The following is a 15,707-nucleotide window of genomic DNA, read 5'->3' on the forward strand; positions in this document are numbered from 1 at the left end:
CCGGCAGGCGCCGGCACCCTTCGACGGACGTCAGATCGCGCGCAGGGCCTGCGTAATCGGGAGGCGCGCCGCACGCAAGGCCGGGAACAGTCCGCCGACCAGGCCGATGCCCAGCGCCCACTTCAGCCCGCTCCACAGCAGTTCCGGCGTGACCTTGAACTGGAACACCACCTGACTGAAGTTGCTGCCCAGCGTGGCCACGCTGTAGCCGTTGAACACGACCCAAGCGATCAACCCGCCGAGCAGGCCGCCCAGCAGCGCCAGCAACATCGTCTCCAGCATCACCGCCATCACCACCGGCACGCCGCGAAAACCGATCGCCCGCATCGTGGCGATCTCGCGCGCACGTCCGGCGACGGCGGCGTACATGGTGTTGAGCGCGCCGAACACCGCGCCGATCGCCATGATGGTGCCGATGACCGTGCCGAGCACCTTGATCAGCGTATTGAGGCCCGTCGACTGCTTGGTGTAGTAGTCGCGCGTGGTCAGTACATCCAGCTTCAGGCGGGGGTCGTTCTCCATCGCCTGCTTGAACTGATCGAAGCCCGCCTTGCCTTCGGTGCGCACCGTGACGGACTGGTAGGCGCGACGGTCGTACGCCGATGACAGCGTGTCGATGTCGGTCCACAACTCCGAGTCGTGCGCGTCGCCGGACGCGAACACGCCGACCACCGTCCACTCCTGGTTGCCCAGTTTCAGCGTCTTGCCGACCTCGAGGCCACGATACTGTCCCTTCGCGCCCTTGCCGACCACGATCTCGCGTACGCCGACGTTGAACTTGCGGCCTTCGATCAGCTTCACCTGCGGACGGATCGACCACGCGGCTTCGCTGACGCCGCGGAACTGCGCGTTGGCATCCTCGCCGGTGCTGGCCGTCGGCAGGTTCACGATCTGCGAAAGTTCCGGCGACAGCAGCGCGCGACCGTCCTTGCCCTTGGCGACGCCGGCCAGCGTGGAGATCAGCGGTACCTGATCGCGACTGATGACGGAATTGGTCTCCGCCTGCGACCCGCCGCGCAGCACGATGGCGGTGTCTTCACCGCCGGTCTGCTTGAGCGTGGCCGAAAAGCCTTCGCCCATCGCCAACATCGCGACCAGCACGCCCACCACACCAGCGATGCCGACCACGATCACCGAGGACGCGCCCCAGCGCTGCGGCAGGCTGGCGATGCCGATCTTCGCGGCCTCCAGCGACAGCCGCCCACTGCGGGTGAGGAACAGCCACAGCGCCAGCACCACCGCCACGCCGGCGATGACGTACCACGGCGACATGATCCAGGCCCCCAGGCCCACGACCAGCAGCACGACGGAGAGGAGGTTGCCCAACCATTGCTTCTTCATGTCATGTCTCCTGTCAGCGGCCGGCCAGTGCATCGACGATCTTCAACCGCATCGCGCGGGTCGCCGGCAACGCGCCGACGATCAGGCCGATCGCCACCATCAGACCCAAGCCCACGGCCCAGGTCTGGGCGGGGATGGTCGGTAGCGCGATCATGCCGTTGCTGGCGCCGCTGACCACCGGAATGATGGCCGAGGCGATCGCCATGCCCAGCACGCCACCCAGCACGATCAGCAGCACCGATTCCACCAGTACCAGCACCAGCACGGTGCCGTTGGTGAAACCCAGCGTCTTCAGGACCGCCAGTTCCGGGATGCGCTCACGCACCGCCTGCGCCATCGTGTTGCCGGTCAGCAGCAGCAAGGTGAAGAACACCGCCGCCATGATCGCGGTGACGATCAGGCCGATGTCGGCGAACTGCTTGGCGAAGGATTGGTTGAAGGCCTGCTCGGTCTGCGTCTTGGTCTCGTGCGCGGAGTTGGCGGAGATCGCATCGATCGCGTTGGCCACGCGGGTGGCGTGGTTCACGTTGTCCAGCTTCACCATGTACCAGCCGATCTGGCCGTTGACGTACTGGTTGGCCTCGTCGAAGTACTTCCAGTGGAACAGCAACTGGTTCTCTTCGCCCTTGCGCTTGCTGTCGGACAGTTTGAACGTGCCGCGCAACGTCAACGGCCACGCATTGCTGCCGTCCTTCTGGGGGAAGATGGTCGCCTGCAGCGGGATGGTGTCGCCGATCTTCCAGCCGAAGCGCTTGGCCAGGTTCTCGCCGACGATGGCGCCGGTGCGATCGGCTTCCCAGGCCTTGAGTTGCGCAGGATCGATGATGTACTCCGGATACATGTCCATGTAGCCAGGGCCGACCGAGAAGTTGGGGAAGAAGTTCTTCGGGTCTTTGTAGATGCCGCCGAACCAGGCGGCATAGGCGCTCTTCTTCACGCCGGGCGTCGCATCGATGCGGCCCAGCAGGCTGTACGGCAGCATCTGCGTGATCGACAGGCGCGACGCGACCACCAGGCGGTCCGCGCCGGCGACGCTGCCGCCGGAGTTGAACGCCACGCGCACCGAGTCGAGCAGGCCGAACAGCAGGAAGGCCGCGACCACCGACAACAGCGTCAACGACGTCCGCGTCTTGCTGCGGAACAGCGCCGACCAGATCAACGAGAAATATTTCATGTCCGTCTCCGGATCAGTGCGCGGCGGCCGGGGCGTCGACCAGTTCGCCCTTGTCCAAATGGATGGTGTGGGTGGCGTATTCGGCCGCCTTCGGGTCGTGCGTGACCATGATGATGGTCTTGCCGTGCTCGCGATTGAGCATCTTCAACAGGTTGAGGATCTCTTCGGCCGAATGGCGGTCCAGGTCGCCGGTGGGCTCGTCGCAGATCAGGAAGGTCGGGTCGGAAACGATCGCGCGGGCGATCGCCACGCGCTGCTGCTGGCCGCCGGACAGTTCGTTCGGGCGGTGCGATCCGCGGTCGGCCAGGCCGACCAGCTGCAACGCGATTTCCGCATTGCGCTTGCGCTGCGCGGCGCCGAGCTTGGTCAGCAGCAGCGGCAGTTCGACATTGCGCTGCGCGGTCAGCGTCGGCATCAGGTTGTAGAACTGGAAGACGAAGCCGACGTGCGAACTGCGCCAGTGCGCCAGCTGTCCGTCGTTCATCCGGTCGATGCGCTGGCCCTCGATCTCGATCTCGCCGCCGGACGGCGTGTCCAGGCCGCCGATGAGGTTCAGCAGGGTGGTCTTGCCCGAGCCGGACGGGCCCATCAGCGCGACGAAATCGCCGTGCGGGATATCCAGGTCGATCCCGTGCAGCACCTGCACCTTTTCGGGGCCGCGCTGGTAGGTCTTGGTGACGTTGCGGATGGAAACCAGGGAAGACATCGGCAGGATCCTTGTTGGAGACGGGAAGGCGAACGGCGATGCTGCGGTTCAAACAGGGCGGATCCCGTCCTCGATGGACACGGGCCACCCATCGGGACGACGGAGGGCGTCGCCCGGGATCGACAGGCGCCGGTGGGGCGGCGCCGGGTGTTTGGTGGTTCGCCGCGGTGAGGCCATCCTCACGCGGCGCCTTGCGGCTTACTCGGTGTCTTCGGCCAGCACGACCTTGGCACCGTCCTTCAGTTCGGCGGGAGGGTCCAGCACGAGGGTCTCGCCCGGCGCCAGCCCATCGGTCACGTGCACGTCGTCGCCCAGCTTGCCGGCGACCTTGAGCGCGCGCTGCTCCACGGTGTCCTCGTCGCCGACGACGAAGGCGACCTGCGCGCCGCCGCGCTCGACCACCGCGGCCCCCGGCGCACGCACGCCCTTGGGCTGCTCGGCCTGCTGCGGCTTGGCCGCTTCCAGGAAGCTGACCCGCACGCCCATGTCCGGGACGATCCGTGCGTCCTTGCTGTTCAACGCCACGCGCACCTTCACCGTGGCCTTGCTGCGGTCGGCGGTGGGAATGATGGCGATCACCTCGCCGGGGATCTGCCAGTCGGGATAAGCGTTCAGCGTGGCCTGGATCGGCATCTTGGGCTGCACGCGGCCGATGAAGGACTCGTTGACCTCCACTTCCACTTCCAGCGAGTCCATGTCGACGATGGTGCCGATGCCGGTGCGGGTGAAGCCGCCGGTGGCCAGCGGCGACACGATCTCGCCGGGCTGCGCGGCCTTGGCGATCACCACGCCGGCGAACGGCGCGCGGACGATGGTGTTGTCCACGCCGTTGTCGGAAATCGCCAGGCTGCGGCTAGCCACGGTGACGTTGCGTTGTGCGGCCTGCATCTGCGCACGCAGGGCGTCGCGGGTGGCGACGGCCTGGTCGTACTGCGAGCGGGCGACCAGTTGTTGCTGCACCAGCGAGGACAAACGGCGCGCATTGGCTTCGGCTTCGGTGAGCTGCGCCTGCACATTCGCCACCTGCGAGCGCGCCGACTCGACCTGGGCCTGCGACAGCGCACGACTCGCGTCGGCATCGACAGGGTCGAGCGTGGCCATCACCTGGCCGGCCTCGACCTTCATGCCTTCTTCGATCAGCACTTCGCGCACCTTGCCGGTGATCTTGGCCGACACCGTGGCCATGCGCCGCGCGACCACATAGCCGGACGCGTCCAGCACGGACGAGGACGCGCTGCCATTGCCCATCGCCACGGTCGGTGCGGTGCGCACTTCGATCGGCTTCTCGCGGCCGAAGAACGCCCAGCCCGCCGCGGCCAGCGCCAGCAGCACGACGACCACGCCCAGGGTGATCCACAGGCCGCGGCGCGACCGGGGTTCAGGCGGCGGCGCCTTGCGGTCGATGCGGAGTTCCTTCAGCAAGTCGGCAGACGTATTCATGCGTATCCAGACGGTGAATGCGGGAAAGTGTGACCAGCAAGGGTAACGGAAGCCTAGTTGCCGGAAGTCACTTCATGCAGGAACCGGCGGATCCGGGTGTAGCGGGGCCGGGACGGTGCGCATCATGGCCGCGGCCGGTGGCATGGCCCAGTGACAACTGTCACCTGATTCGCCTGAGGGGCGCCACTGATCACGGGCGGGGCGGCGGCGCAGGCTGTGTCCATCTTCCGACAAGGCCCCTTGGCATGGACATGGCGACCCTTCCTTCCCACCCGCTCGCCCGGCTGCGCGGCGTGCGCCACCAGTATGGCCGCACGCTGGCGCTCGATGGCCTGGACCTGGCGCTGCCCGCCGGCCAGGTGCTCGCGCTGCTCGGCCCCAACGGGGCCGGCAAGACCACCGCGATCAGCCTGCTGCTGGGCCTGCAGCGTCCGCAGGCGGGGCAGGCGGAGCTGTTCGGCCAGCCGCCGCAGGACCTGGCCGCGCGCCGTCGCGTCGGGGTGATGCTGCAGACGGCGGCCGTGCCGGACACGCTGAAGGTGCGCGAGCTGATCGACCTGACGCGCAGCTACTACCCGCGTCCGCGCAGCGTCGCCGACTGCATGGCGTTGGCGGGCTTGGACGGGCTGATGGACCGCCGCTACGGCCAGCTGTCCGGCGGGCAGCAGCGGCGCGTGCAGTTCGCGCTGGCGGTCTGCGGCCGGCCCGAGCTGCTGTTCCTCGACGAACCCACCACCGGCCTGGACATCGATGCGCGGCAGACGCTGTGGAAGGCGATCCGCGAACTGAGCGCGCAAGGGTGCGCGGTGCTGCTCACCACGCACTACCTGGAAGAAGCCGAAGCACTCGCCGACCGCGTCGTGGTGGTTAACCACGGACGCGTCGTCGCCGAAGGCACCGTGGCCGAGGTGCGCGCGCACGTCGCGCAGCGGCGCATCCGCTGCAGCACCACGCTGCCGGCGGCGCTGGTGCAAGGCTGGCCGGGCGTGCAGCTCGCCCAGCACGACGGCGAGCGCCTGGACATCGTCGTCGACGCCGCCGAGCCCGTCGTCCGTCGCCTGCTGGCCGAAGACCCGGCGCTCACCGAACTGGAAGTGCAGCGCGCCGGCCTGGCCGACGCCTTCCTCGCGCTGACCCGCGATGCCACCGCCCCCGACCTGCACAAGGAAGCCGCCTGATGGACACCACCGTCCCGCTGCCGTTCTCGTCCACGCGCGCCTACCTGCTGGAAGCGCGCTATGAATTCCTCCGCCTGCTGCGCACGCCGTCGTTCTCGCTGCCCTGCCTGTTGTTCCCACCGGTGTTCTACCTGCTGTTCGGCGTCCTGCTCGGCGGCAAGGGCGGACCGGTCGCTGCGCAGTACATGCTGGCCGGCTACGGCGTGTTCGGCGTGATCGGCGTGGCCCTGTTCGGCTTCGGCGTGACCGTCGCGATGGATCGCGAACAGGGCCTGCTGACGCTCAAGCGCGCGCAGCCGATGCCGCCGGGCGCGTACCTCGTCGCGAAGATGACGATGGCACTGCTGTTCGCCGCGATCATCCTGGCGCTGCTCGCCGCGCTCGCGGCCGGCGTGGCGCACGTGCAGCTGTCGGCCGCACAGTGGGCCGCCTGGGTGGCGACGTGCCTGGTCGGCGTGTTGCCCTTCAGCGCGCTGGGCCTGTGGCTGGGCACGCTGGTCAGCGGTCGCGGCGCACCGGCGCTGATCAACCTGGTCTACCTGCCGATGGCGTTCCTGTCGGGGCTGTGGGTGCCGCTGACGATGCTGCCGAAGCTCCTGCAGACGCTGGCGCCCGCATGGCCGGCGTATCATCTGGCGCAGGTCGCGCAGCAGGCCGTCGGTGTCGGCGCCGGGCGCCCGCTGGGGCTGCACCTGGCCGTACTGGCCGCCATCACTGCCGTGTTCTTCGTGCTGGCGCGTCGCCGCCTGGTGCAGTGAACCGGCACGCCGACGCAAGGAGTCGTCCATGAAACATCCATTGCCGTCCCTGCTGGCCTGGCTGACCCGCCAGCGCGATCGCTTGGTGCCCGAAGCGCTCGGCCTGGGCTGGATGCCCATTTTCCTGCTGGGCTACCTGGTGTTCCTGTTCGTGCCGGTGCTGGTGCCGTCCAATGCGGACTGGGGCGAGGGCGTGCGCTGGTACCTGTGGCCGACGCTGCTGTCGATCGCGGTGTTCCTGCCGATGTACTTCCTGGCCTACCGCGCCAGCGCGATGACGCGCGTGCTGTGCACGCTGGGCATCGCGGCGCTCGGCTACGGGCTGATGCCGTTCAACGCGTTCTCCAACACCTACGTCATCTATGCGGCGGCCTTCGTCGCGTTGCTGCCGGGCTCGATGTGGATCCGGCTGGAAGTCTTCGCCGTGCTGATCATCGCGTACTGCGGCATGGCGGCGTGGCTGGGGTTCCCGGTGTTCGTGCCGGTGGTGACGGCGATCGTGTCGGTGGCGGTGTTCACCGGCAATTACTTCCAGTCGGAGACCGTGCGCAAGCGCGCCGAGCTGAAGCTCTCGCACGAAGAAGTGCGCCGGCTGGCCGCGCTGGCCGAACGCGAGCGCATCGGCCGCGATCTGCACGACCTGCTCGGCCACACGCTGTCGCTGGTGGCGTTGAAGTCCGATCTTGCGGGACGGTTGATCGACCGTGACCCGCAGGCCGCACGCAACGAGATCAACGAAGTCAGCCGCGTCGCCCGCGATGCGCTGGCGCAGGTGCGGCGTGCGGTGACCGGCATCCGCGCGGCTGGGTTGGCGGCCGAACTCGCATCCGCGCGTCTGCTGCTGGAATCGGACGGCGTCACTCTGCGCTACGAAGCGCAGGAAGTCGCGCTGCCCGCCGACCTGGAGACCGTGCTCGCACTGAGCCTGCGCGAGGCGGTGACCAACATCCAGCGCCATGCGCGCGCCAGCCTGGCGGAGGTCGTGCTGTCGTCCACGCCCGAGCACGTCACCCTGCGCGTCCGCGACAACGGCGTGGGCAGTGCGGGCGTGCCCGGCAACGGCCTGGCCGGCATGCGCGAGCGCGTGGAAGCGCGCGGCGGACGCCTGCGCATCGATTCCACGCTGCGGCAGGGCACCTGCGTGGAGATCGTGCTGCCGCTGCCGTCGGCTGACGAGGTACTGGCGCCCCCCGAGAAAACCTCTGTAGGAGCGACGTAAGTCGCGACCGCACGGCCAGAACATTCATCGACCTCGGCATCCATGCCATGCGAGCCCACGGCCTGCTGTTGTCTATAGGCCCGCAAGGCATGCGGTCGCGACTTACGTCGCTCCTACAGCAAGCGGTCCACTTCCGTGGCCCGATTTGCTAGCGTGTCATCCGATCTTTCCTTCCCGGCCCTCCGATGATCCGCGTGCTGCTCGCCGAAGACCAAGCCATGGTGCGTGGCGCGCTCACCGCGCTGCTGGGCATGGAAAGCGACATCGAGGTCGTCGGCAGCGCGGCCGATGGCGAGACCGCATGGCGCGAGCTGCAGCGGCTTTCGCCGGACCTGTTGGTCACCGATATCGAAATGCCCGGCCTGACCGGGCTGGAACTCGCGCAACGCATCCAGCGGCACGAGCTGCCGTGCAAGGTCGTCATCGTCACTACGTTCGCGCGCAGCGGGTTCCTGCGGCGCGCGCTGGAGGCCGGCGTGTCCGGCTACCTGTTGAAGGACGCGCCCGCGGAAGACCTCGCCGAGGCGCTACGCAAGGTGCATCGCGGCGGCCGCGCGATCGATCCGCAGCTGGCGGTGGAAGCCTGGTCGGATGCCGATCCGCTCAACGATCGCGAACGCCAGGTGCTGCGGCTGGCCGGCGAAGGCCAATCGGCTGGCGACATCGCCAAGCAGCTCAATCTCTCGCAGGGTACGGTGCGCAACTACCTGTCCGAAGCCATCGGCAAGCTGGGCGTGGCCAACCGCATCGAGGCCTATCGCCTGGCGCGCCAGCGCGGGTGGCTGTAGCGGCGCCAAGATGTGCCGTGGTTGGCAGTTCCGGTGTGCGCCGGGTTGTCCTTGCGGACAGGGGCCCCTAGGCTCCCCCTGACCCCCGCGCTCCGGAACGGAATGCCCTTGCGCCGTCGCAACGCCAACCGCATCGGCCTGCTCGCCGCCGCCGCGATCTTCGTGGTCATTGGCGTGGGCGTCGTGCTGGGCGCGCAACGCTTCATCGGCGACGCCAACCGGGTTTCGCACACCAACGAAGTGATCGCCCTGATCGGCGCGATCGAAGCGCACCTGCGTGATGGCGAATCCGCCCAGCGTGGCTACTTGCTCACTGCGGACGTCGACTACCTCGCCGACTACCGGCGCAGCCGCGGCGAACTGCCCGAGCTGCTTACCCAGCTGCAGCAGTTGGTCCGCGACAATCCCGACCAGAGCCGCCTGGCATTGGCGTGGAAGCTCGAGATCGAGCGCCGGATTGGGCAGATGGATGCCACGCTGGGCAACTACGCGACCGGCGGCCTGTCGTCGGCGCAGCGCTCCATCGGCCAGGAAGTGCGGCGCACCTCCGGCGCGCTGCGCGCGCAAGCGCGGCAACTGGTCGCCACTGAGCGGCAGCTGCTCGTGCAGCGTGCGAATTCCAGCCACAACAGCGCCACCTTGCTGCGCGTGCTGGCGCTGCTGGGCATTCCGCTGGGCCTGGCGATCATCGGCGTGGTGTACACGCTGCTGGTCGGCGAAATCCGCCGCCGCGCGCGCGCCGAAGACGCCGGCGACGAAGCGCGCGCACAGCTGCTCGACAACATCGACGCGCTGGAACGGCAGGGCGCCGACCTCAACGAACTGAGCCGCTACGGCGGCATGCTGCAGAGCTGCGTCAGCGTGGAAGAAGCCGTCGGCCTGGCGACGCAGTACTTCTCGCGCCTGCTGCCCGAAGCCGGCGGCACGCTGTACCGGGTGCGCGCCTCGCAGGACTATGCCGAGGAAGTCGCGCACTGGGGCGAGCACGCGCTCAACGGCCCGGCGATGTTCCCGTTGCAGGACTGCTGGGCGCTGCGCCGCGGTCAGCCGCACGTGCACCGCGCGCACCACGAGCTGCTGCCGTGCGCGCACGTGACCACGCCGTCGCTCAATGCCACACCGACTTACGTGTGCGTACCGTTGATCGCGCAGGGCACCCAGCTCGGCCTGCTGTATCTATCCGGCCACGACGATGCCTTCCTCGTGCGCATGGACCTGGTGAAGACCGCTGCCGAGCAACTGTCGATGGCGCTGTCCAGCCTGGAGCTGCAATCGCGCCTGCGCGTGCAGTCCATCCGCGAACCGCTGACCGGCCTGTTCAACCGCCGTTACCTGGAAGAGTCGCTGGCGCGCGAGCTGGCACGCTGCGAGCGCCGGCACATGCCGCTGGGCCTGATGATGCTGGACCTGGACCACTTCAAGCGCTTCAACGATGTGCACGGCCACGCCGGCGGCGACGCGTTGCTGGCGGAGTTCGGGCGCTTGCTGCAGGCGCTGTCGCGCGACGAAGACATCGCCTGCCGCTATGGCGGCGAGGAGTTCACCCTGATCCTGCCCGAAGCCGATCCGATCACCGTGCAGGCGCGCGCGGAGGCGATCCGCGCGGGCGTGGAAGGCATGCGGGTGATGCACCTGGGGCAGGAGCTGCCGCACGTGACCGTGTCGATCGGGATTGCGATGTTCCCGCAGCACGGCGGGTTAGGCGAGACGCTGCTACGGCAGGCCGATGCCGCGCTGTACCGGGCCAAGCACGCCGGCCGCAACCGGGTGGAAACCGCGGCGAACGATGTCGCCGTGGTTCAGGCCGTGGCGCCGTAGCGCGCCTTCAGCATCGCGTAAGCGCTACGCAGTGCGAGCGCTTCGCCGCCGGCCGGGCGACCGGCGCGGTCGCTGTCGTTCCACGCATAGACGTCCAGGTGCGCCCACGGCAAGCCATCGGGCACGAAACGCTCCAGGTACAGCGCCGCAGTGACGGCACCGGCCATGCGCGAGCCCGCGTTCGCCAGGTCGGCGATGCCGCTGGTGAGATAGCGCAGGTAGGGGCGCCACAGCGGCATCCGCCACACCGGGTCGCGCATGCGCTCGCCGGCGGCGATCCAGTCGTTGGCCACGCTGTCATTGTTGGCGAACAGCGCCGGCAGGTCCGGGCCCAGTGCGATGCGTGCGGCGCCGGTCAGCGTGGCGAAGTCCAGCAGCAGTTCCGGCGACTGCTCGCCGGCATAGGTCAGCGCATCGCAGAGGATCAGGCGGCCTTCGGCATCGGTATTGTCGATCTCCACGCTGACGCCCTTGCGGGTGGCGATGACTTCGCCCGGGCGGAACGCGTTCGGGCCGATGCTGTTCTCCACCGCCGGCACCAGCAGGGTCAGCCGCACCGGCAGCTGGCGCGCCATCACCAGGCGGGCCAGCGCGATCGCGTGGGCGGCACCGCCCATGTCCTTCTTCATGTTGCGCATGCCGTCGGCCGGTTTGATGTCCAGGCCGCCGGTGTCGAAGCACACGCCCTTGCCGACCACCGCGACGTGCGGCGCGGCGGCGTCGCCCCAGCGCAGTGCGATCAGGCGCGGTGCGCGGTGCGAGGCGCGGCCCACGGCGTGGATGGCGGGGAAGTTTTCGGTCAGCAGCGCGTCGCCGGCGATCACCTCGATCTCGGCCCCGTGGGTGGTGGCGAGCTCGCGCACCGCGGCTTCGAGATCGTCCGGACCCATGTGCTCGGTCGGCGTGTTGACCAGGTCGCGCACCTGCAGGCTGGCGGCCAGCAGGTCGAGCGCTTCGGCATCGGCCTGCGGCAGCACCAGGCGCGCGGGCTTGCGCGCCGGCTGCTTGTAGCGGTCGAACTTGTAGCTGCCCAGGCCCCAGCCCAGTTGCAGCGCGGTGCGCGCGTCGGCCGGCAGCTCGGTGGCCAGCTGCCAGTCGCCGGCCGGCAGGCCGAACGGCGCGTGGGCATACGCGTACGGGTCCAGCGCATCGCCGATGCCGATGACCGCCCCCGCGAGGCCGTCCTCGCCCGGCAGCAGCACCAGCGAACCCGCGCCGGCCGCGAAGCCCTGCGCGTCGATCCATGCGTTCACCGCGGGCGACTGCGTGGCGCGCCAGGCGGCGAGCTGCGTGCGATCCAGCACGTGCAACGCGCGGGCGGTGGTGGAGGCGTCGGTATAGGCGAGGGCAGCGCTCATGCGGCAGCGTGTTCCGTGGCGGAAGAAGGATGCGCGTCCAGCCAGTCGGCCAGCGCGGTGAGGGTGGCGAATTCCAGGTCCGGGCGCAGCGTGGCGTCGGTCCACACTTGCGGCCGTCCGTCGTGGTCTTCGGGCCGGTTGATCCAGCAGCTGCGCAGGCCCGCGCGCGCGGCGCCCAGCACGTCCATCTCGATATGGTCGCCCACGTGCAGTACTTCGGCCGGCGGCACCTCCAGCAAGCGGCACGCCGCGTGGAAGATGCTGGCCTCGGGCTTGGCCGCGCCGTGTTCGCGAGAGTGGATCTGATGGGCGAACAGGTGGCCCAGGCCGATCCGCTGCAGGTCGGCGTTGCCGTTGGTGACCGCGGCCACGGGCAGGCGGGCGGCGATGCGGTGCAACGCGTCCAGTGCGTCCGGGTAGTACTCGACCTGGTTGCGGGCGGCGTAGAAGGTTTCGTACGCGGGTTCGAGCAGGGCCATGTCGGCGCCGCTCTCGCGCAGGGCGTGTTCGAGGGTCATCCGGCGCAGGGTGCTGAGGTCGTGCTTGTGTTCGGGGTGGGCGGCGAACACGGCTTCGCGGACGGCGCGCATGCGTTCGACGGGGAACAGGGCGGCGGTGGCGGGGCTGTGTTCGCGCAGCCAGTCGTCGAGCACGCGTTCGATCCGGGCGCCGATGGGGGCGAACGGCCACAGGGTGTCGTCGAGGTCGAGGGTGATGGCGCGGACGGGAAAGCTCATCGGGGCGATTTTACACTCGGTTCCCGAGGGCCCTTCACCTGCCAGGCGGGGAGGCCGGGCTGCGACTGGCATGAGCGCGGCACGCACATGGGGGTGTGAGCGCATCGGGTTCATGACCTTCGTGTGGTGCCTAGCGCGGCAATACATGGCGCCGCTGGCCGCGGGGGCCCTACTTTTCTTTGCTTGTGCAAAGAAAAGTAGGCAAAAGAAACACCCCCCGGCGGTCCGCCCGCCGCTGCGCGGCGGGTGCGCAGTCCCGACGGGAATTTTCGGACGGGGCATCCCGCCCCGGCCGAAAACGGCGCACGTCCTGTGCGCCGCCCTGCGGGTTTGACCCGCCGTGACTGCCGGACCTAAGGGGCCCCGAAAGCCGACACGGACAGATCGGGCGTGCACGCCTTTGACGTGGCTCTCCAGGGCCCCCATGAGGCACGGCGAGTGGGCCGGGTAAAACCTGAAGGGCGCCGCCCTGGATGGGCGGCGTTTTCGTATGGCACAAGGATGTGCCTTACGAAAATTCCCGGCCCGCTCGCGGACCCGGAGCGAAGCGCAGGGCGTGCCGCCTGGGGTGTGTTTCTTTGATTCTTTCTTTGCACAAGCAAAGAAAGAATGCCTCCGCGGCGAGCGGCACCGTGCTGAAAGAAGCGGAACTTAAACGCCGCAGGCCCGGGAAGAATCCAGCGATCACTCCAACAACCGCGCCCATCCCTCCATCCCTTCCACCCGCGCCAGCACCAACTTCACGCACACCAACAGCGGCACCGCCAGCAACAACCCGATGATTCCCCACAACCACCCGAACAACATCAGCGCCAGGATCAACACCAGCGGCGACAGCGCCATCCGCTTGCCCAGAATGATCGGCGTGACGATCTGCCCCTCGATCGTGTGCAGCACCAGATAGGCGACCGCCGGCAACATCGACTGGAACGGCTCCTCGAAACTGATGAAGCCCACCAGCAGCATCGCCACGATCCCGATCAGCGGCCCCACGTACGGCGCGAAGTTCAACAGCGCCGCCATCGTGCCCCACAGCAGCGCCTCGGCCAGCGGCAGGCCCAGCAGGTACAGCACGCCGGCGAACACGAAGCCCACCACCGTGTTGATCACGCTGATCGTCAGCACGTAGCGCGACACCTCGCGCTCGATGGAATGCAGGATGTCCACGGTGAACTTCTTCTGCTGCCGCCCCGGCAACAATGCGATCGCGTTGCGCTGCAGGTTCTCGCCATAGACCATGAAGAAGAACGTCAGCAACACCACCGCCAGCAGCGACGCCAGCACGCGCGGCGTGGCCAGCAGCTTGCGGTAGGGGTCATCGGGTGCGGCTTGCACGATCTGCGGCTGCTTGCTGGTCTGGCTGCCGGCGGCGGCGCGGGCGAAGCTTTCGGCGGCCTTGTTGGCGTCCTGCACCGGCTTGGTCAGTTCGCGCAGCTTGGGTGCCAGCTGGCGCATCTCGCGCGGTGCCTGCTGCGCCCAGTCCATCGCCGACGGCAGCATCTTGTGGGCGAGCAAGCCGGCCACGGTCATGCCGCCCAGCAGCACCAGCAACGCGCCCACGAAACGCGGCACGTACATCCGCCGCAGCAACCGGATGATCGGGTTGCCGACCAGGGCGAAGAACATCGCCAGCAGCACCGGCAGCAGCACCTCCTGTGCGGCCCACAGCGTGTAGCCCACCGCCAGCGTCGCCAGTACCAGCAGCGGCACGGAGGCGCGGGGCCGCGTGGGCGGCGGCGAGGTGGCACGGGCGGGCGATGCGTCGGGTGGCTGGCTCATGGCGGCGCCGGTACGAAAGTGCCGCGATTATGGGCGGGCGCTCTGTCAGCGTCGCGTCAGGACGCCGCGTCCGCTTTCAGCGTTCGGACAGCTCGGTGGCGGCTTCGGCCGGGCGGGGCGCGGTGACGACGATGTCGTCGTCCTCGAACGCCTCGTCGACCAGCGGCTCTTCGGCCTCGGCCATGCCCTCGGCCTGGTCCTGCACGTCCTGCGCGGTGTCGGCGGCCTGCTCGGCCTGTTCGGCGGCGGCGGCCGCTTGCGCCGTGGCCAGCAGGCTGGAGACCGCGCTGAACATCTGCATCCAGCGCGCGCCGGTCAGCGTGCGCAGCGGTTCGGCGCGGCCCACCAGGAAGCCGCTGACCACGCCGGCGATCAGGATGCGTCCCGGCGTCCAGCCTTCGCGCCAGGCCTGCTTCAACGTGCTCCACTGGGTGTGCGTATGCGTCGCGCGCAGCTCCACCCGCTGTTCCGCGCGCTGCACGTGCTGCAGGAGTTTCTCGAAGCGCATCAGGCGCCCCCGTGGTCCGACGCGCGCGGGTCGTGCGCGGTGCCGGCGGCGGGCGGGTCGTCGTCGATCGCCGCGTCCTCGTCGAACAGCCCCAGCTTCGACAGCTGCCGCCGCGTGGCGTGCATGCCGGTGTAGTCGAAGTAGCGGCCCACCTTCCACACCGCGAACGCGGTGATGGCCAGGCTCAGCAGCGCGGCGATCGACAACGACTGGAACCACGACAAACCGAAGCGCTGCATCAGCGCGATCAGCGCGCCGGTCACCAGCAGCCAGGCCGATGCACCGAACACGATCGCGATGCCAGCCCAGGCAAGACCTCGGCCAAACGCGCTGCGCGCCAGCGCGAAGTCGGCCGACACCAATCCGCGCAGCGCGCGACCGGTGTCTTTCGCCGAACCGTACGCAGCACGGCCCGCCGCACCGACCTCTTTCAGGGTGTCGGCGAGGTCGGGCGGTGCGGGTGCGTCGGTGTCGCGGGGCGCGTCGGACACGCGGCGGGGCTTACTTGTCGCCGCCGCTGCGCGCCAGCTTGGCGATGATCCAGCCAGCGGCGAAGGCGACGCCGAACGAGGCCAGCGGACGTTCGCGGATCAGGTCGGCGGCGCTGTCGATCAGGTCGCGGCCCTTGTCCATCAGCGCATCGACCTGCTCGCGCGCGGCGCCGCCACCGGCTTCGGCCGCGGCGATGCCGGACAGCGCGCTGTCGGCCAGTTCGGATTTGACGTTCGCCTTGCCCAGGCGCAGCTCGTCGCCCGCGGCGCTGGCGGCACCCTTGATCGCTTCGCCAGCGGCGGCCGCGGCGGAGGCGAGGTGCGAACCGGCTTCGCCCAGGTTGGACTTCAATGCATCGGTATTCGTCGGCATGGTCATCAGGTGCTCCTGCGGGCGGGGGATGGGGCCACT

The 15,707-nt window shown here is 68.9% G+C and carries 15 protein-coding genes; 5 read left to right on the top strand and 10 right to left on the bottom strand.

Annotation, left to right across the window (positions count from 1 at the left end; all coding sequences use genetic code 11):
• Positions 1 to 30: 30 nt before the first annotated feature.
• From BM365_RS13000 to BM365_RS13015, 4 genes are all read right to left on the bottom strand, one after another.
• On the bottom strand, positions 31 to 1,341 hold the full coding sequence (locus tag BM365_RS13000; protein WP_093489970.1) for an ABC transporter permease: 1,311 nt from the start codon (positions 1,339 to 1,341) through the stop codon (positions 31 to 33).
• A gap of 13 nt (positions 1,342 to 1,354) precedes the next feature.
• The gene (locus BM365_RS13005) at positions 1,355 to 2,515 is read right to left on the bottom strand and encodes an ABC transporter permease (RefSeq protein ID WP_093489971.1); all 1,161 of its coding nucleotides are present in this window, start codon (positions 2,513 to 2,515) and stop codon (positions 1,355 to 1,357) included.
• A gap of 13 nt (positions 2,516 to 2,528) precedes the next feature.
• A complete protein-coding gene (locus BM365_RS13010; protein ID WP_093489972.1) occupies positions 2,529 to 3,221 on the bottom strand; it encodes an ABC transporter ATP-binding protein in 693 nt (230 codons plus the stop codon).
• A gap of 198 nt (positions 3,222 to 3,419) precedes the next feature.
• Positions 3,420 to 4,661, bottom strand: coding sequence for an efflux RND transporter periplasmic adaptor subunit (locus BM365_RS13015; protein ID WP_093489973.1), 1,242 nt, complete (start codon positions 4,659 to 4,661; stop codon positions 3,420 to 3,422).
• Positions 4,662 to 4,912: 251 nt separating this feature from the next.
• Between BM365_RS13015 and BM365_RS13020 the strand changes: the two genes are divergently transcribed.
• The 5 genes from BM365_RS13020 to BM365_RS13040 all read left to right on the top strand — a co-directional run bounded on the left by BM365_RS13020 (position 4,913) and on the right by BM365_RS13040 (position 10,422).
• Positions 4,913 to 5,839, top strand: coding sequence for an ABC transporter ATP-binding protein (locus BM365_RS13020; protein ID WP_093490784.1), 927 nt, complete (start codon positions 4,913 to 4,915; stop codon positions 5,837 to 5,839).
• The gene (locus tag BM365_RS13025; protein ID WP_093489974.1) at positions 5,839 to 6,597 is read left to right on the top strand and encodes an ABC transporter permease; all 759 of its coding nucleotides are present in this window, start codon (positions 5,839 to 5,841) and stop codon (positions 6,595 to 6,597) included. The genes BM365_RS13020 and BM365_RS13025 overlap by 1 nt, the downstream gene beginning before the upstream one ends.
• A 28-nt stretch (positions 6,598 to 6,625) precedes the next feature.
• Entirely contained in the window at positions 6,626 to 7,816 is a 1,191-nt protein-coding gene (locus BM365_RS13030; protein ID WP_233210812.1) for a sensor histidine kinase, read from the top strand.
• Between the two features lie 185 nt (positions 7,817 to 8,001).
• Positions 8,002 to 8,604 carry a response regulator transcription factor gene (locus tag BM365_RS13035; protein ID WP_093489975.1) on the top strand — a complete coding sequence of 201 codons (603 nt, stop codon included), beginning with the start codon at positions 8,002 to 8,004 and terminating at the stop codon, positions 8,602 to 8,604.
• 102 nt (positions 8,605 to 8,706) lie between these two features.
• On the top strand, positions 8,707 to 10,422 hold the full coding sequence (locus BM365_RS13040; RefSeq protein WP_093489976.1) for a sensor domain-containing diguanylate cyclase: 1,716 nt from the start codon (positions 8,707 to 8,709) through the stop codon (positions 10,420 to 10,422).
• Here BM365_RS13040 and BM365_RS13045 read toward each other — a convergent pair.
• The 6 genes from BM365_RS13045 to BM365_RS13070 all read right to left on the bottom strand — a co-directional run bounded on the left by BM365_RS13045 (position 10,404) and on the right by BM365_RS13070 (position 15,668).
• Entirely contained in the window at positions 10,404 to 11,780 is a 1,377-nt protein-coding gene (locus tag BM365_RS13045) for a leucyl aminopeptidase family protein (protein WP_093489977.1), read from the bottom strand. The two genes, BM365_RS13040 and BM365_RS13045, sit on opposite strands and share 19 nt — an antisense overlap.
• On the bottom strand, positions 11,777 to 12,517 hold the full coding sequence (locus BM365_RS13050; RefSeq protein ID WP_093489978.1) for an HAD family hydrolase: 741 nt from the start codon (positions 12,515 to 12,517) through the stop codon (positions 11,777 to 11,779). The genes BM365_RS13045 and BM365_RS13050 overlap by 4 nt, the downstream gene beginning before the upstream one ends.
• A gap of 684 nt (positions 12,518 to 13,201) precedes the next feature.
• A complete protein-coding gene (locus BM365_RS13055; RefSeq protein WP_093489979.1) occupies positions 13,202 to 14,296 on the bottom strand; it encodes an AI-2E family transporter in 1,095 nt (364 codons plus the stop codon).
• A 76-nt stretch (positions 14,297 to 14,372) separates the two neighbouring features.
• Positions 14,373 to 14,804, bottom strand: a complete 432-nt coding sequence (locus tag BM365_RS13060; RefSeq protein WP_093489980.1) for a hypothetical protein — start codon at positions 14,802 to 14,804, stop codon at positions 14,373 to 14,375.
• Positions 14,804 to 15,295 carry a hypothetical protein gene (locus BM365_RS13065; protein WP_093489981.1) on the bottom strand — a complete coding sequence of 164 codons (492 nt, stop codon included), beginning with the start codon at positions 15,293 to 15,295 and terminating at the stop codon, positions 14,804 to 14,806. Before BM365_RS13065 ends, BM365_RS13060 begins: the two co-directional genes overlap by 1 nt.
• A gap of 10 nt (positions 15,296 to 15,305) precedes the next feature.
• Positions 15,306 to 15,668: a hypothetical protein gene (locus BM365_RS13070; protein ID WP_056878612.1), complete on the bottom strand. Its 363-nt coding sequence runs from the start codon at positions 15,666 to 15,668 to the stop codon at positions 15,306 to 15,308.
• Positions 15,669 to 15,707: the final 39 nt, after the last annotated feature.

The organism is Pseudoxanthomonas sp. YR558 (genome assembly GCF_900116385.1).
Lineage (GTDB): Bacteria > Pseudomonadota > Gammaproteobacteria > Xanthomonadales > Xanthomonadaceae > Pseudoxanthomonas_A.

What these genes read in the sequence shown, in the direction of transcription:
- BM365_RS13000 (WP_093489970.1), bottom strand. Translation starts at nt 1,341, where the DNA reads ATGAAGAAGCAATGGTTGGGCAACCTCCTCTCCGTCGTGCTGCTGGTC.
- BM365_RS13005 (WP_093489971.1), bottom strand. Translation starts at nt 2,515, where the DNA reads ATGAAATATTTCTCGTTGATCTGGTCGGCGCTGTTCCGCAGCAAGACG.
- BM365_RS13010 (WP_093489972.1), bottom strand. Translation starts at nt 3,221, where the DNA reads ATGTCTTCCCTGGTTTCCATCCGCAACGTCACCAAGACCTACCAGCGC.
- BM365_RS13015 (WP_093489973.1), bottom strand. Translation starts at nt 4,661, where the DNA reads ATGAATACGTCTGCCGACTTGCTGAAGGAACTCCGCATCGACCGCAAG.
- BM365_RS13020 (WP_093490784.1), top strand. Translation starts at nt 4,913, where the DNA reads ATGGCGACCCTTCCTTCCCACCCGCTCGCCCGGCTGCGCGGCGTGCGC.
- BM365_RS13025 (WP_093489974.1), top strand. Translation starts at nt 5,839, where the DNA reads ATGGACACCACCGTCCCGCTGCCGTTCTCGTCCACGCGCGCCTACCTG.
- BM365_RS13030 (WP_233210812.1), top strand. Translation starts at nt 6,626, where the DNA reads ATGAAACATCCATTGCCGTCCCTGCTGGCCTGGCTGACCCGCCAGCGC.
- BM365_RS13035 (WP_093489975.1), top strand. Translation starts at nt 8,002, where the DNA reads ATGATCCGCGTGCTGCTCGCCGAAGACCAAGCCATGGTGCGTGGCGCG.
- BM365_RS13040 (WP_093489976.1), top strand. Translation starts at nt 8,707, where the DNA reads ATGCCCTTGCGCCGTCGCAACGCCAACCGCATCGGCCTGCTCGCCGCC.
- BM365_RS13045 (WP_093489977.1), bottom strand. Translation starts at nt 11,780, where the DNA reads ATGAGCGCTGCCCTCGCCTATACCGACGCCTCCACCACCGCCCGCGCG.
- BM365_RS13050 (WP_093489978.1), bottom strand. Translation starts at nt 12,517, where the DNA reads ATGAGCTTTCCCGTCCGCGCCATCACCCTCGACCTCGACGACACCCTG.
- BM365_RS13055 (WP_093489979.1), bottom strand. Translation starts at nt 14,296, where the DNA reads ATGAGCCAGCCACCCGACGCATCGCCCGCCCGTGCCACCTCGCCGCCG.
- BM365_RS13060 (WP_093489980.1), bottom strand. Translation starts at nt 14,804, where the DNA reads ATGCGCTTCGAGAAACTCCTGCAGCACGTGCAGCGCGCGGAACAGCGG.
- BM365_RS13070 (WP_056878612.1), bottom strand. Translation starts at nt 15,668, where the DNA reads ATGCCGACGAATACCGATGCATTGAAGTCCAACCTGGGCGAAGCCGGT.